This is a genomic window from Bacillus cereus group sp. BfR-BA-01382, assembly GCF_022663475.1.
Lineage (GTDB): Bacteria > Bacillota > Bacilli > Bacillales > Bacillaceae_G > Bacillus_A > Bacillus_A thuringiensis_S.
Map to the genome: position 1 here is coordinate 1 of NZ_JAKUFQ010000058.1, position 16639 is coordinate 16639.

Consider the following 16639-nt stretch of genomic DNA (forward strand, 5'->3'; position numbering starts at 1 on the left):
CAATCTGTGTATCTTTTGAAGAGAATTTTCGTATTTTATTAAGCATAAATTTTAAAATAATAATCTTTAAAAATTTGTATTGTCTTTTAGAAAGCACTTTAAAACTGTTTTCTAAACCCTTGTTATAGTCTGTCTGACTCATATTAAACTTATAAATAGACTTGTTAGTAACTTTTCATGTTAATTATTCCTTTCTTCATGCTGTAATACTTAATAGAAAACCTAAGTAATAAGGTTGTTCCACATTTACAAAAAAAATAATTAACTATAAGATGAAATAGGCTACATAAGGGAGGGTTATATGTTACATACAAAAAGATGGAGATTTTTTGCGGTTCTTTCTATTGTAGGTTTGATTTTATTACTTTTATTAAAAATCAACTTCATTTCAATTACTATCGCAACTTCTTCAGCTGAAAGAGGAAAGATTTTTGATCAAAATGGTGTAATGCTAGCTACAAATAAGAAAGTTAAGTCTCTATATTGCACTTCTAATGATGAAAAGCTATTGAAACAAGATACATCAAACACATTAGCTTTTTTCAATCAATTTTCAAAAGAATTTCAACATGACATTTCGGCAGAGGACATAAAATCACAATTACAACAATCTTGTAAAAAGCAAACTATGAATGATATACCGTTATACTCTGATATAACTGAGAATGAACTTGCATTCATAAACAAAAACAAACCTAATAATGTAATAATTAAAGATGAATGGATTCGATATTATCCTAAACAGGAAATTGGTTCACAGGTAGTTGGGTATGTAGAAAATGACCTTAATTCAAAGCATATGCTTGTTGGAAAAAGTGGGATTGAGCTGCAATATGAAAATGATTTAAAAGGAAAACCAGGAAAAACTCTTATTTTTAGGATTGGTAATAAAAAGTTCTTCTGGAACATTCAAAATGTACAAAAAGGAAAAGATGTCCGGCTAGCCTTAGACTCTAAATTGCAGCAAAAAGCAGAAGAAGCATTAAGATCGCAAATTAAGAAAACACCTGATGCTAAAGCGGGTTATGTTGTAGTCACCGATGTAAAAACTGGCGCAATTTTAACCATGGCCAACTCGGCAGTATTTAATCCAAATACACATGTATCATCTAAAAATGAAAACTTTAAATCACTTTCGCAAAATAAGGCAATTCGAAAATTAAAGTATGGTCAATCTTATGTAAATATGGCTTCGACTATAAAGCCACTTACTATTTTGATTGGATTAAACGAAAAGCTTTTTCAACCTGAAGATACTTATTTAGATAAAGGTAATTTTAAGTATGATAATCAAAATAACATTACGAATGCACCTGGAACGCCAACAGGTGAAATTACACCGAGACAGGCTATCATTAATTCATCTAACACATTCATGACAGCAAAAGTAGCTCTGCCCTTATTTAACCAAAATAATGGAAATATAGAAAAAGTGGCACATATATGGACAGATTATTTAATGCAATTTGGCCTACGTTCTAAAACCGGGATTGATTTACCCTTTGAAGAAGACGGACAATATGAATTGCATCCATCTAATAAATTTGAAAATGGGATTTCTGCTTTATTAAATGCTTCTTGGGGAGGAAATGAAGTGCATACTCCTCTTCAACTCGCTCAATATGCAGCAACTTTGGCAAGTAAAGGTGATAAATATAAACCTCAAATTGTAGGCGCTACTTTTGGTCAAGACGGTAAGGAAACAAAAAAGTTTAAACCAATTTTAGAAAGTTCAAACCGTTATCCTATGGAATTTTGGCGTGTCGTGCAAGGTGGAATGAGTCAAAATATAGAAGAGATTAAAAATTTACCTTTTCATGTCGCAGGTAAAACGGGTAGTACAGGTTCTCCCAATGAGCAAGAAAGAATGATAGATCATTCTCTTTTCATTTCATATGCTCCTACCGAAGATCCACAAATCGCCATTTCTGTCGTTATTCCCGGTAGTAATTCAGAAAAAAACATCGCTGCTCTTGTTACAGCAGAAGTTTTAGAGTTCTGGCATACACTTCAATAAAAAAATAAAAACAAAGAGGAAAGTTCATTAAAATGAACCTTCCTCTTTTACCATATAGAATCTATATTTATTATTTTCCATATATCCTCATGATTCTTTTCGAAGACAAATGAATATTTAATATCCGTTAAAACATACTCTTTTTGTACATACCCAGTATTACCGTTAAATGTCGATATTTTTATATATCCATCATTCTGCACTTTTTCCGGGATCCAAGCTTTTACCATTTCATTAGATACTTCATATAAAACTTTGGATTCTCGTTTTGGTTCAGCTAAAATTTTCGTTTTGTTTCCAGTAACAGTTGCATATATAAAGTGTTCTTGCTTTGATTGATTACTTTCTGTCATTCCACTTGGCACTTTGTAAACTTTCTTCTTATCATTTACAAATTCTCCCCCCATTGCAAGGGCGACTTGCAACTCATGAAAAATCTCTTCATCAAACTTCAATTCATCCTTCTTATAACTCTTCCCTTTAAATAGAACTTCATCATTTAATGCTCTATACAAATCATTTTCATTTTTTGAATTTGTGCTTTGATATAAATCATTCATAAATTGTTTTAATGATGGATCTTGAGCAGATTCATCTTTTGTTTTAGGCTTAATTTGAGTACTACTTTGTACCGGTGATTTATTATCATCCGGCCAAGGTTGTTGAACAATAAAAAATAACATTGTACAAACCACCACAACTACAACAGGCAATGCTTTTTTACGAAATGGTCTCTTATTTGTTACAGAATCCACTTCACTATTTTGATATATCGATTGCTTTATTTTATAAATAAATTCTTCTTCATCTTTCCGATGCTCCATTGGGCCGTTTTTTATTTTACTATACCAGTCAGGATTATTTTTACTGTTCATCACTTCTACCCTCCCCTATTAATTTTGAAACTTTACTTCTCGCTCGGCTTAATCTAGATTTGACTGTTCCAATTGATACACCTAATGTTTCAGCCATTTCTTCATAAGATAATTCATATTTCGCGTCCAATATTAGTATTTCACGGTGTTTTTTAGGTAGTTTTAATACTACATCCCACACTTCATTCATTTCCTCTTGCTTAAAAAATTCTTGTTCTGCCGATGGAGATTGTTTATCGTCACTAAAAAATCCCACTAAAAATATCCTTTTAAAATAAGAGGATTTTAAATAGTTTATTGCCGTATTTCTTGTGATTTTTAATATCCACGTTTTAATAGATGACTCCTTTCGAAACAAGTGCCAATGTTTAAAAACCTTTATAAAGACATCTTGTGTGATGTCATCTGATAAGTGTGGATCTTTCGTAATAATAAATGAATAATTCCATACATCTTGCCAATAATCTTTTATAACATAGTCAAGCTCATCATGATTACATTTTCCAATAAACTTTTGTTCCATTTCCACACCTCGAACTTATTTGAATAAACATAAAACTCCCCTCACTTTTATTATGGTTTCAATATATAGACATGACACAAGTTTTATTTGTTCCCTTGTTTATTTTTTATATTACCGTTGTAATTAACGCCAATGGACATTATAAAGTACACACTATGAATAGATATAAAGACTAATTTAATTAAAGACGAGAAAATCATTGAAATAAGCTGACGCGTTATGATTTTCATTCGTTCTCTTCCCCACTCACTTTTTCGAGATAAATGGTTTATGATTGCATAGAAAGATAAGAAAAAAGACGCTATCATTTCTCATACCATGATTATGCGTTGGGTTCATAGTATGGCCCTGAATTGGACAAACGAATTCGTCATCACCTGAAGCAAACCAATAATTCTTGGAAAGTTGATGAAACATATATAAAAGTTAAAGGATAATAGCTGTACCGTGCTGTTGATTCGAAAGGAAACACAATCGATTTTTGTCTAAGCAAAGCAAGAGACCAAAAGGCTGCAAAACACTTTTTCAAGAAAGTTTTGCGTTTTTTTCATGTTTCAAAGCCACGTGTGATAACAGTCGATAAGAATCCTACTTATCCTATAGCAATTGAACAGTTAAAAAAAGAAAAAAGCATACCTAATGGTATGCAACTTAGACAACAAAAGTACTTAAATAATATGGTAGAACAAGATCATCGCTTTATAAAGAAGCGTATCCTTTCTATGTTGAGACTCAAATCTTTTGACACAGCTATATACATTCTTTCTGGAGTAGAAGCCATGCATATGATTAAAAAAGAACAGATTAATTTACGGAACCAGTCTATCCAAAATCAGAAAGAATTCTTCCATCAATTGTTTGGACTTGTAGCATAAGATATGATTCCGTTAGGAATATATATGCTTTATTCTCTTTTACTTTATTTTTGCATCAGAAGATTTTCCATATATATTCGATAGATTTTACAAAACAAAAAATTCTAATAAAGAATGGTCCATTGGAATTGGCTTAGCACTAGCACAATCAATTATCGAAGCTCATCATGGATTTATTAAAGTAGACAGCCAAAAACACTCATTCACAAAATTCACAATAACTTTTATGAAGTATTAATAGTTCATAAAAGTTATTGTGAAATCCTAACCTTTGAATATAATTTTTAAAAATTAATGATCTGTTGAAAAAAAGAAATTCCATTAATTTATCATAAATAACTGTAGAGAGATAAATTTTTCGTTTTGGGGATAATTAAAAATCTTAGCTTGATGGGCATAAGGGGAAACTCCATAATTACCATAAACATTTTGGCGTAGTTTCAATATACATCAGACCCTTATGTTAGTGGATTCCATAATGCCAAAGCGAATATCCAATTTGGGTCACCATTTCCTTGATGATTTTGAACCGCTTCATACACTTTCCCTTGATGTTCTACTTTATCTCCCTTTGTATATGCCTTCTTCGGATTCCATTTTTCATAAGATACATTTTGATCTTTTGTTTTTAACAGAAGAATGTTACTTTGAATTGATGTATTTCCAGCTGCATCTACAGCCTTCACTGCATATTTATATTCCTTATTAGCTGTTAAGTTTTGATCAGTAAATGTCGTTCCTTGTACCGTTTGAATCAATTGTCCATCGCGTAGTACCTGATATTCTTTTACACCTACATTATCTGTAGAAGGGTTCCATTTTAGCTCTACACTGTTAGAAGCAACGTTGCTTGCATATAATCCTTGTGGTTGTGTTGGAGCTTCTGTATCTGGTTTCGGATTAACAATTTGATTTACTTTTTTCAGGCCATCTTTTGTAACTTCATACATTGCTTTTTTATCAAAGTTTTCACGTTTATTGTTATTTAAATTTATTAATGTTGCCCTCTCTCTACCTTCTAAATGTGTAAACTCAATAAAATCGCCGATCTTTACTGGAACTTTTTGAGTTTCAGCATTTTGCTGTTTATTCCCATAAATCTCTTTGTTATAGACCACTTTACCTGATGTGTTTTGCACTTTAATACTTGCATATGTACTATCAAAGTAGTTATGTGGTACACCTGATTTTAGATTAATTTGCATTTCTTCTGTTGATTTAATTAAATTTACTTTCGCAAATTCAAAATCTCCAATCCCTTTCAGTGACCATGCAAATTGATCTCCCTCTAAGATATCATCTGTATTTGGTACATGGTTTTTTATTTGATTAAGAAGATCCATCATCGGTCGCGGTTCATTTGCAAAAACAGAAATGATATTGTTATTTAATGCTTTCCACTCAGCATCTGTTACATTTGGATTTTGTAACATAAGAGAAACGTAGTCTTCCCATACTAAAAAATTGATTGGTAAAATATTGGTGGATATTTTATAAATTGCAATTTTATTATCTTTTGAAGTCATCGCTTTCGCTAACCAGCGTAATCGCTCTGATTGATCTAGTTTTACTGGGTCACGTTCAGCATTTTCAAATAGTAGCATATACGGCACTTGATTTGTCGGGCTATTATCTGACCAAGGAATAACAGTTGCATCATGACGGCTCGACTGACTCCATCCAGATATATCATTTCCTAAATTCCAAGAAGATGGCTTGTTATTCCATATAAGTGCACAATGTCCAGGTTGTCCAACAGGCATAGCTGCTACTCCAAATGCTTGGCTTACTTGCGTACCAAACTTCGAAATATTACCACATACCCCGCCAAATCTATAAATGGAAGAAAGATTCCAACCTAAACCATAGAATGCATCATTTCCAGCGTGAATGCTAACTCCATCTTTGTTATGAGTTACATAATTAATCAAATATGCACTTTCCCCTACCTTATCTTGATTTTTAAGTTCTGGATGTTCCGTATTAATCATATTCCTTGCCCAAGTTAAATCTTCTTCTGGTGACCAATTATTCACTACTAACCTTAAATGCCAAACATCATATGTTCTAAAGCAAGGAAGTAACTCATTATTTTGATCTGCTGATTTATAATGTTGGTACCTTGTTAATGGATTAATAGGTTGATTGTTTGTCCAATATTTTATAGGTTCAGCATGAGCTAACGATGTAGCTATCGCCAGTTTTAAATACAATCCTTCGTGAGAATTTGCATCCGCATTCCAGATTGTATTCCATATCTCAAGTGCATTTACAGGATTTTTTCCAGATGGACTACCACCTTCAAGATAGGTATTCATCACATCTGTATTTTTCATAGCCCACCCAAGAAATTTCTGATGGTCAGCATCTTTTTTAGCAAATGTAGCCATTGTTTCAGCACCTGTTTGTAATATGAATTGCCACTGAGCCAAAGCTGCTGCAAATGCTGGGTCTGCAAGCTTCTTTTTCAAATTCTCTTCAGTCATACCCTCAACATTTCCATTCAAATATGCTGTGAGATTATTCAAATGAGCTTCAAAATTACCATTTGCAATAGCTTGATCTGTCTGTTGGTTCAATGTTTCTAGAGTAAATGCTTCTTGATTAAATGACATTGTTTCAGCTGAAACCTTTGTATAAGGAATCGTAGCAATACTTCCTAAAATAATAGGCATAGTTAGTAATAAAGATGAAATCTTTTTCAAAATAATTTCCCCCTTTTTTGTTTTTGATTTTGACTGCTGCATGACTCTCCTTTATATAAAATAATTCCCATGCCATCAACTTAAAAATTCAAAATAAGCGGTTTCCATAACGATAAAGCAAATATCCAATTCGAGTCACCATTTCCTTGATGATTTTGAACAGCTTCATACACTTTCTGTTGCTGCGCTTGTTCTTCCGCAAAAATTTCTAATGAGGGCGTTATTCCAGTAGCAAACATAGATAATGCGGCATTTACTATCACTAAATTTTGTGTTTTTCGTTTCTGTCCCCTTTTCATACTATCCCTCCGCTATATTTTTAGATACTTAAAATATGAATATACAAGTAATAGATATTACTTATATATTCATATTATCTATTTACACATATTTACACAATCTAACATAAAAATACTCATTTATATAAGGAAATGGATATATTTTAATTCACTTAATAAGATGAATAACTCAATAAACGTATGAGAAAAAAAGATTTTAATACATTTATTATAAATAAAAAGCATAACACACAAAAAATGTCAAAATATTAACACATTATATTCTGGTACAAATACCTCCAGACAGTTATAACTAATCACCTAACTCGGATGGTTCAATTGTCCACTTTGTAATTTCTTATTTATTATATAAAATTTACATAACAAAGAAAAAAGCATCCGCTACGGATGCTTCCTCTAAAAATATAACTATACGGTCTTCTTAACTGTTTTTGTATATAATTTTACTTTATAGGCAGAATCTTTTCCGTACCCCTAATAGTCTAAAATGTTTTTTATCAAACAATAATTTCGCCATTTGTTTGAATTATATACTTATACCAATGAAACGAATCTTTTTTGTATCGTTTTATTAATCCATTATCTTCATTATCACAATCAACATAAATCATTCCAATCAATTTTTTCATTTCTAATTCAGTCTGTGGGCGCACTTGGTAAGTATTAAATTTTTTATTATGACTAAAAAATCAGGTCAACTTATTTGTGTCCTTAAAAATAATCATCTTTGAAAGATCAATAAATGATTTTTTCAAAGATAATTAATATGTTCTAAACTTTTTTCTACAGTTTTTTATTTTTTTGTAATATTTATGAAATCGATAGCTCTCTTGTCCTCAGTGCCTAAAGCCGTATTTACTTTATCTCTTTCCTTTCTTAATTCTGGTGCTTTCCCTTGATTGACTAAATTAAGATTCCCAAAAGATTTATTAAAAGATAGAATCTGTCTAGTTTTTTCTTTCCCATCTATTTCTTTAAATAATGTATCATCTACAATTAATAGGATTTCGTTGGATCCACCACGATGCGGAGATAGCCATACATCCCCTTTATATTGAACATTCATTTTTTTCTGATCAAATGTTAGTTCTTTCAAGTCTTTATATTCTTTATTTGCAAATATGATAGTTTCATCTTTTTCTATTTTTGGTAACGAATCAAGAGGGTCTGAAGATAGGAGCCCATTGTTATTATCCCTTTCACGTATAAGTCCCTTTTTATTCATTTTTTCAGCAGTTGTTCTACTAATAAATAGTAAATTACTAGTAGCAGTATCCATAGAATCCCCAAACTGTGTCGGGAGCTTTATGTTGAGCTTGTTATTATCTACCGTCCCTTCTTTTAATTCATATAAGTCTTGCGAGGTTGTTATATCTTTGTACAAGTCTATTATAGAGTTTCTTGTTTGTTTGTTCGTTTATCTTTCCTACTTCTATTGAAATTCCATTTGCTGGAGAGTCTTTTGTACCAAATAATGAATATGCTCCTAACGCGGTAATTGAAATACCAGCTACTATTAATAACCCAAGTCTTTTTTTCATCCTATATTCTCCTTATTTTATTTTTTTAAATTGAATTAAATGATTGTTTTATACATTTTCTTCAAATATTGAGTACGAACAAAGTAAAAGTATATAATTTGTAAAACTAAGAAACAAACTAATACTATAATGGAACTACCCAAGACTGAAAAATTAGCTAACTTTTGCAAAGCCATAAAGGCTACGACACTATGTGTAATTGCTATTACAATGGGTAAAAAGAATAGTAATACAAGTTGACGTGACACAATTTTCTTTAATTCGAGTTTACTTAAACCAACTTTTGCTATCATTTTATATTGCTGCTGATTTCGTTCTAAGTCTGTGTATAATCGGAAATATAAAAAGCTTGCAGCAAACGTAAAGAAAACAATGCCTATTAATACACTCATGATAGATGCAAGTCCAAAACTTTGCTTCATTACTATCCATTTAAGAATTAAAGTCGAAAATGTATATTTTCCGTTGTCTACTATATCCTCAATTTTACTTGTATTATCTTTCTGAAAAGCAGCTAAAAGATTTTCCGCAACTTTTTTTGTTTTCTCCCAATCTTTCACAATGAAACCATTGATAGTGGTTTCAAAATAGTGATTCTCTGGATCTGCTATCATTTGATTATATACGGCGTCTGGTACAATAATTATCGTTACCATTGTATCTTGTAATTCTTTCGGAGTAAGTATTTTATTTACATGCATATCTATTTTCATATCTCTATACAACAATTGAAAGTTATTTTGATTCGATTTTGTATTAACAACTTTTCTTGAAGGTATGACAAGACTATCATTTTCATTTTTTAAGCTTTCTTTTTCAAAACCAAATGCCTTAGCTAACTTATTATAATCACTTAATTTTATAACGGTTGATAATATATTATTGTTATAGAGAGTATCTCGACTTTGTTTTGTTGAATAAGCTACTTGCTTGAATTTAAACCTACCATTATTGAGTTCGCTTTCTATTTTTTTTAGATGCTCTTTTTCTAAAGGATTATTATAAGATTTATAAGAAAATGCAAAGGGACTATTCGATTCAGCCATAGAAGAGTTACCTAATCCCATACAAGTCCCCACTGCGGTGAAGGCAACGGCAGATATAATAGTGACCATAAAAAACATTTTTGCATTATCTTTTAATTGATACACTAAATCTGAAATGGTGAGTATGTTTGTTTTCTTAAAGAAAATATTTTCCCTTTTCTTTAATGCACGTAACACATACACACTGAGCTGTGTAAATAAGAAGTACGTTCCAAGTACAACAAAGCTCACCCCTATCGCCATCATGAATAATACATATTTCACATCCTTGTAATGAATTGCGTTAACACTATGGAAAACAGCAGTATATCCTAATCCCATACAAATTAGTGCGAACAAAGATAACCAAAGGGATGCTTTGGGTTCAGGTTTTGGCTTTTCTTCTGCTTTTATTAATTCTACTAATTGCTCTACATTTACTAGCCGAGAAGTGAAAAGTGAAATAAATAAAAATAATAAGAAGAAAGCTCCAAATGTTATTCCAATTGCTTTAAATGGCATGTAAAATGGAAGTCCTTTATCAATCATTAACAAATGGTTACTCATAATTAAGATAAACTTAGAGAACGCCATTCCAATTGTAATTCCTGTTAAAATCGAAACGATACCAATTATTATATTTTCAATAAATACTAATTTGTTCAATTGTGAACGTGACATCCCATGTAGCATTAAAATTCCAAAATCTTTTTTTCTTGTTTTTAAAAATGCACTTACAGAATATAGGATAAAAAAGAATGAGAAGAAAAATATTAACCCCTGCGATATCTGTAATCCTGACTTTGCGAATGTATTGATTGTTACACTGCTGGCAGCAAGATCGCCTTGTAAATTAGGATGAAATGCAAGTAATGCATAAGTAAAGAAAATCATAATAGCAAACGTACTACTTAAAAAATGAGCCAAATATGTTCTTTTACTACGAATAACGTTATTAAATGCGAACTGTCGAAAAGTCATTTGCATTTCCTCCTAATAATGCTAAAACCTCTAGAATTTTTTGATAGAATACTTTGCGATTATCTCCACAATAAATCTCATTGTATAACTGTCCATCTTTGATAAACACAATTCGATCACAATAACTTGCAGCCATTGCATCATGTGTCACTAACATCATCGTTGTGCTATTTTCTTTATTAAGCTTTGTCAATAATTCCATCACATCACTAGCAGATTTTGAATCCAGATTTCCTGTAGGCTCATCTGCAAGTAATAATTTCGGATTATGAATAGTAGCACGTGCGATTGCAGTTCTTTGTGCCTGCCCACCAGAAATTTCATACGTACGTTTATCTAATATTTCAGTTATCCCTAGTTTTTTAGCAATAGCTTCTACTTTCCCTTCCATTTCTTTAGGACTGACACCATCAAGCGTAAGTGGAAGAACAATATTTTCTTTCACTGTCAATGTATTAAGGAGATTAAATGATTGAAAAACAAACCCTAATTCTCGTCTTCGAAATAAAGACAGCTGATTTGGAGATAACAGATATGGATTTTCTCCATGAATTAATACTTCTCCTGATGTTGGAGCATCTATAGTAGACACCATATTTAATAGCGTTGTTTTACCACTCCCAGATGGTCCCATAATTCCTACAAATTCACCTTTGTTTATTTTTAAATCAATATGGGATAATGCTGTATAAGAAATTTTCCCAGGATAAACCTTCCCTAAATCTGAAACATGTAGTATCTCCACAAGTATTTCACCTTCCATTTCTCTTTTCGATACATGAAGTGTAACCTATATATAGTATGTCTCATATCGATTTCCCTAACAGTTATCTAACAAGTTTGTAAGATTCAAAAGAAAAACCGATGAAAAGTATACCTTTCATCGGTTAACGAGATGCATACGGGAATATGATTCTAACTTTTGTTCCCTTACCTACTTCAGATTCTAGCTCAATCCTATGATTTAATTTTTCACATACTTCTTTAACAAGATATAATCCCATTCCCGTAGACTCTTTAAATTTCCTACCATTTTCTCCAGTATAAAATGGGTTGAAAACACGTGGTAAATCAGCAGAAGGAATACCAACCCCATGATCTTTTACTTCCAAAACAATTGCTCGTCCTTTTGAACACGCCGATACTATTACTTTTTCTTGCTTACTTGATGAATATTTAATTGCATTTGACAGTACTTGATTGAGTATAAATCGAAACCATTTCTTATCTGTTTCTACAATAAGATTCGGATCTACTTTTACCTCTGGATATACATAACTACGTATAAATAGACGTTTATTTTCATGAATAGCAGAATCAATCATTTCCAATAACTGCAATCTGTCCACATGAAAATCCTGTTCAAATGTTTCTAAACGAGCAACATATAAAACCATTTCTAATCCTTTTTTGATTCTTTCCGTTTCTTCATTAATACTGTCAAATCGAGAGTCATCTGCATCTTGTGTAATTAACTCAATAACAGAAAGAGGTGTTTTCATTTGATGAGCCCATTGATTCATAAAAGTCATTTGTTCTTGTTGTTTTCGTTCCCATTTTTTTAATTGGTTTTGATAATATTGATATTGAGCTTGTAGTAATGTTTCTAAGGCCATTGATAAGGGAGTCAAATCACTATCTTTTATTGACTCATTTAAAGCTTCCATTGGTGTTGATAGACGCTTGTAGAATGAACGGTGACTATAATAACGATATATTAGATAACCTATTAATAAAAAAACACCCAAAAATACAGAATATAATGCTGTCAAAATATGTGGATAACCATCAAACCAATATATAAAAAGGATGATAAGCAATTGGGCAAATGTATAACAAATGAGTGGAATATGTTCTTTTAAAAATAATTTCATTATTCCTTTCCTTCCCTCTCCCAAGTAGCATGCAAACGATATCCAGCACCACGAACTGTCTCAAGTGCGTTTTCAATACCTAAATCTTGCAATTTCCTTCTAATTCTACCTATATTTACACTCAATGTATTCTCGTCTATATATGAACTATCCCATAGTTGTTCTAAAATCACTTCACGTTTTACAAGGAGTGGAGACTTTGTTATCAATATTTCCAATAAAGTTGTTTCTTTTTTAGTTAGTAAAATTATCTTTTCATCTAGTTGAAGTTCCATTCTTTCTGGGAACAGGGATAACCCTGATCGCTCAACTATTCGTTCTTTTACTTTTGGAGCATATTCACCGTATGCTCTCCTTAGTTGACTACGGATTTTAGACATTACAACTTCATAATAAAAAGGTTTTGTAATATAATCATCACCACCATTTTCTAAAGCCATAACTTGATCCATCTCTCCACTTCTTGCAGATAGAAATACAATTGGACAAGTAGAAATAGCTCGTATTTGGCGACACCAATAATAACCATCAAAATTCGGTAAATTTATATCTAATAGCACTACATCTGGTTTTATCTCTTGAAATATTTCTAAGATATTTTCAAAATCCTCTATAATAATACTTTGGTATCCATATTTTTTTATATGAGTTCCCAGTAATTCAGCAATTTTCATATCATCTTCTACAATCATGATTGTATTCATTTCGTACTCTCCTTTAATTTAGGTGTAATTTTTATAGTTCGTTTAGCGTTTTATGTTTTATTTAAAAAAATGATATCTTATATCCCCCCTAAAATGCAATAAGTGTCCTTTAAAGTGTATATTTATTGTTTCTAAATTAATAAACGTTATAGAGATGATATCCATCTTTTTTCTTTACTTAAAATAGTATGTTGATTCTCCAATTGGGGGAGTAGGATAAAATTGAAAAAGCACCTTGTTTACAGGGCGCTTCATTAAATACAATATCCATTTTACATATAAACTAAAATACTTATGAATTTTATACCCATTAGGGCTATCTAAAGGGGGAAGACCATGATTCCTTTTTTAAGCTACTGACAATTGATTAAGCCAAGAAGATCAAAATAAATCGGAACAAATACATATTAACCTTGGTATATTTTTAACATTCTAAATGTGCATAGCCAACCATAATTAGTGATTGAGTATGCACATTTAATTTTTTGCCTATCTTTTTTATGAATACATTTTTGTACATATGCGTTTTAAATAGTGATGTCTAATAATAAGGAAGTAAATCACTTGTATACAAATAAAGATTACTAATACAACAATTGAGCTTTGTAGAACAGACATTTCCTTACTTACTGTTTGTCCTAATTGATGAAACGTTAGAAACGCAAAACTGCTATGAACCATAGCCACTACAATCGGTAAGAAAAATAGTAATATCATTTGTCTTGTTACGATTTGTTTTAACTCACTTTGGCTTAATCCTAATTTTGAAATCATTTGATATTGCTCTTGATCACGTTCTAAATCAGTAAATAGACGGAAATACAAAAAGCTAAGTGTAAACACAAAAAATACTATTCCCACCATTACACTTGAAATAGAAAGTGATCCGTTTTGTTGTTTCAATTCAATCCATTTTAAATACAAAGATGAAAAGGCATAATAATCCTCTTGATTCGTACCAATGAACTTCATAAGGTTTGTAGAAATCCCACTTGTTTCAGACCAATTTTTAACGATAAAACCGTATATAGTGTAATCCCGGAGTATACTTTCTTCTTGTATATTTAGGACTTTGCTGTAAACAGCATCAGAGACAATAACAGGTTTAACAAACGTGCCCGTAAATTCTGGGATATAAACTGTTTTTTGAACAGCAAGTGGTACTTCTAGTTCACCATGCCTTAATTCAAAAGGTTCTAGATTCTCAGCATATTTGTGGTTTTTCTCTGATCGTATAACGATACTTTCATTTTCATTTGGTAATTTCTCTATTTCATACCCTAATTTTTTAGCGTATTCATTATACGTAGAAAGATTAATTAAAGCCGGCCCACTTTGTGCCCTTATAAATTTTGTTGCTACAAGTTTATAAGAAAATCCAGATTCTTTTAATTGCTTTTTTATCTCATCAATATGCACTTTTTCTTGTATATTCCCCTTATCCGATCGATAGGTAAATGCATATGGGGTCTCATGTGTTGCCAATTCAGGATTTGCGATAGCCGTACAAACTCCAATTGCTGTAAAAGATACTGCAGATATAATTGAAACGATAAAAAACGTTCTCGCATTATCTTTCATGCGATACATTAATTCTGAAATAACAAGGAGATTGGTTCTTTTAAAAAATGTAGTTTCTCTATTTTTTAAAGCAGATAATACATATACACACAATTGTGTAAAGAAAAAATAGGTCCCACATACAATGAATACGACTCCTACACCTACGAGTAGGAATAATTGATTTAAACGCATGTAATCCACCGCAGCGATACTGTGGTGAACACATGAGTAACCCGCTCCCAATAAAATAAGTACCAACAAGGATATATAAACAGACACTATTGGCTCAGTTTTTGGTTTTTCATCTGATTTTATGAGTTCTACAAGTTCATTCATTTTCACCATTTTTGATGTAAACAAAGAAATAAGTAGAAATAAAACCAAAAAGGACATTGCTGTTACTACTATTGCCTTGAATGGAAAGTAAAATGCTAACGTTTGCTCTACGCCTAATAAAGACCCACTAACCAGTAAAAACAATTTAGAAAAAACCATTCCTAATCCGATTCCTACTACTATAGAAGGGATTCCAATCAACATATTTTCGAAAAAAATTAATCGATGAAGCTGTTGATGAGACATTCCGTGTAACATTAATAATCCAAACTCTTTTTTTCTATTTTTTAGAAATGCACTAACAGAATAGAAAATAAATAAGAAAGAAAAAACAAATATTAAGTAATACGATACATGAAATCCTATTTTCCCAAATGTACTCATGATGGTACTTACATGAGTTAGTTCACCTTGTAGGTTCGGATGAAAGACAAGTAGCCCATAAGTGAAAAAAATCAATACCGCAAATGTACTACTAAAAAAATGACCTAGATATATTCGTTTATTCCGTAAAACATTATTGAGTGCAAGTTGTCGAAAAGTCATGTTTATTCCCCCCTAACATAGAAAGACTATCCATAATTTTTTTATAGAATAATGAACGATCGTCTTTGCAATTAACTTCATTGAATAACTGGCCATCTTTAATAAAAATTATGCGGTCACAGTAACTTACAGCAACTGAATCGTTCGTTACTAACATCATTTCCTCTTTATTAATTGTGTTACTAACTCCATTACATCTTGAGAAGCTTTAGAATCTAAGTTTCCTCTTGGCTCATCGGCAAGAACCAATTTAGGAGAATGAATGAGTGCACGGACAATCTCTATTTGCTATGCTTGTCCATCATAAATTCCATATGTTCGTTTATTTAAATTTTCACTGATTCCTAATTTTTTTGAAATAGATTCTACTCGTTTATTTATTCTTTTCACATTTATGCCATCTAATACGAGCGGAAGAACCCTATTCTCTTTTACTGTTAATGTATGGAACAAATTAAAGGATTAAAAAACGAATCCTAATTCCTGTATGTGAAATAAGGCCAAATCATTGGGTGAGAGTTGATACGTATTTTTATTATGAATGAATACACTGCCTGTTGTTGGCGAGTCAATAGTAGAAACCATATTCAATAATGTTGTTTTTCCACTACTCGAAGGGCCCATAATCCTAACAAATCCCCCCTCTGTAATTATTAAATTAATATTTTAAAGTGCTGTATGTGAAACCTTTCCTGTATATTCTTTACCAAGATCTTTTACTTTTACTATTTTCATTTGAAAAATCCCCTCCAATTTTACACATTAAGTATGAGAG

General features: G+C 31.4%; 10 protein-coding genes and 5 pseudogenes. 3 read left to right on the plus strand and 12 right to left on the minus strand.

All coding sequences use genetic code 11. The features are described 5' to 3' along the window. The first annotated feature begins 301 nt into the window (after positions 1-301). Positions 302-2017, plus strand: coding sequence for a peptidoglycan D,D-transpeptidase FtsI family protein (locus MR160_RS20745; protein WP_242297945.1), 1716 nt, complete (start codon positions 302-304; stop codon positions 2015-2017). A 47-nt stretch (positions 2018-2064) separates the two neighbouring features. On the opposite strand, the gene MR160_RS20750 is transcribed toward MR160_RS20745, so the two are convergent. Beyond that, the gene (locus tag MR160_RS20750; protein ID WP_242297985.1) at positions 2065-2892 is read right to left on the minus strand and encodes an SH3 domain-containing protein; all 828 of its coding nucleotides are present in this window, start codon (positions 2890-2892) and stop codon (positions 2065-2067) included. Beyond that, a complete protein-coding gene (locus MR160_RS20755; RefSeq protein ID WP_242297950.1) occupies positions 2882-3415 on the minus strand; it encodes an RNA polymerase sigma factor in 534 nt (177 codons plus the stop codon). The genes MR160_RS20750 and MR160_RS20755 overlap by 11 nt, the downstream gene beginning before the upstream one ends. Before the next feature lie 306 nt (positions 3416-3721). On the opposite strand from MR160_RS20755, the pseudogene MR160_RS20760 reads away from it, so the two are divergent. Next, positions 3722-4290: pseudogene (locus tag MR160_RS20760) on the plus strand (IS6 family transposase); the annotation flags it as partial. Positions 4291-4342: 52 nt separating this feature from the next. Beyond that, a pseudogene (locus tag MR160_RS35160) lies at positions 4343-4528 on the plus strand (ATP-binding protein); the annotation flags it as partial. A gap of 220 nt (positions 4529-4748) precedes the next feature. On the opposite strand, the gene MR160_RS20765 reads toward MR160_RS35160, so the two are convergent. The 10 genes and pseudogenes from MR160_RS20765 to MR160_RS20810 form a co-directional block, all read right to left on the minus strand. After that, complete coding sequence (locus MR160_RS20765; protein ID WP_481746736.1) at positions 4749-7037, minus strand: putative mucin/carbohydrate-binding domain-containing protein; 2289 nt, start codon at positions 7035-7037, stop codon at positions 4749-4751. Positions 7038-7075: 38 nt separating this feature from the next. Next, positions 7076-7294, minus strand: a complete 219-nt coding sequence (locus tag MR160_RS20770) for a chitin-binding protein (RefSeq protein WP_242297954.1) — start codon at positions 7292-7294, stop codon at positions 7076-7078. A 497-nt stretch (positions 7295-7791) separates the two neighbouring features. Next, positions 7792-7926 (minus strand): annotated as a pseudogene (locus MR160_RS20775) (family 1 glycosylhydrolase); the annotation flags it as partial. A gap of 161 nt (positions 7927-8087) precedes the next feature. Beyond that, positions 8088-8835, minus strand: a pseudogene (locus MR160_RS20780) (lipoprotein BA_5634 family protein). A 35-nt stretch (positions 8836-8870) separates the two neighbouring features. Next, complete coding sequence (locus tag MR160_RS20785) at positions 8871-10841, minus strand: FtsX-like permease family protein (RefSeq protein WP_242297955.1); 1971 nt, start codon at positions 10839-10841, stop codon at positions 8871-8873. After that, complete coding sequence (locus MR160_RS20790) at positions 10816-11586, minus strand: ABC transporter ATP-binding protein (protein WP_346670366.1); 771 nt, start codon at positions 11584-11586, stop codon at positions 10816-10818. Before MR160_RS20790 ends, MR160_RS20785 begins: the two co-directional genes overlap by 26 nt. 142 nt (positions 11587-11728) lie before the next feature. Beyond that, positions 11729-12715, minus strand: coding sequence for a sensor histidine kinase (locus tag MR160_RS20795; protein WP_242297962.1), 987 nt, complete (start codon positions 12713-12715; stop codon positions 11729-11731). Then, positions 12715-13419, minus strand: a complete 705-nt coding sequence (locus MR160_RS20800; RefSeq protein ID WP_242297964.1) for a response regulator — start codon at positions 13417-13419, stop codon at positions 12715-12717. Before MR160_RS20800 ends, MR160_RS20795 begins: the two co-directional genes overlap by 1 nt. A gap of 498 nt (positions 13420-13917) precedes the next feature. Continuing rightward, positions 13918-15864, minus strand: a complete 1947-nt coding sequence (locus MR160_RS20805; protein ID WP_242297966.1) for an FtsX-like permease family protein — start codon at positions 15862-15864, stop codon at positions 13918-13920. Continuing rightward, a pseudogene (locus tag MR160_RS20810) lies at positions 15836-16599 on the minus strand (ABC transporter ATP-binding protein). Before MR160_RS20810 ends, MR160_RS20805 begins: the two are co-directional and overlap by 29 nt. Positions 16600-16639: the final 40 nt, after the last annotated feature.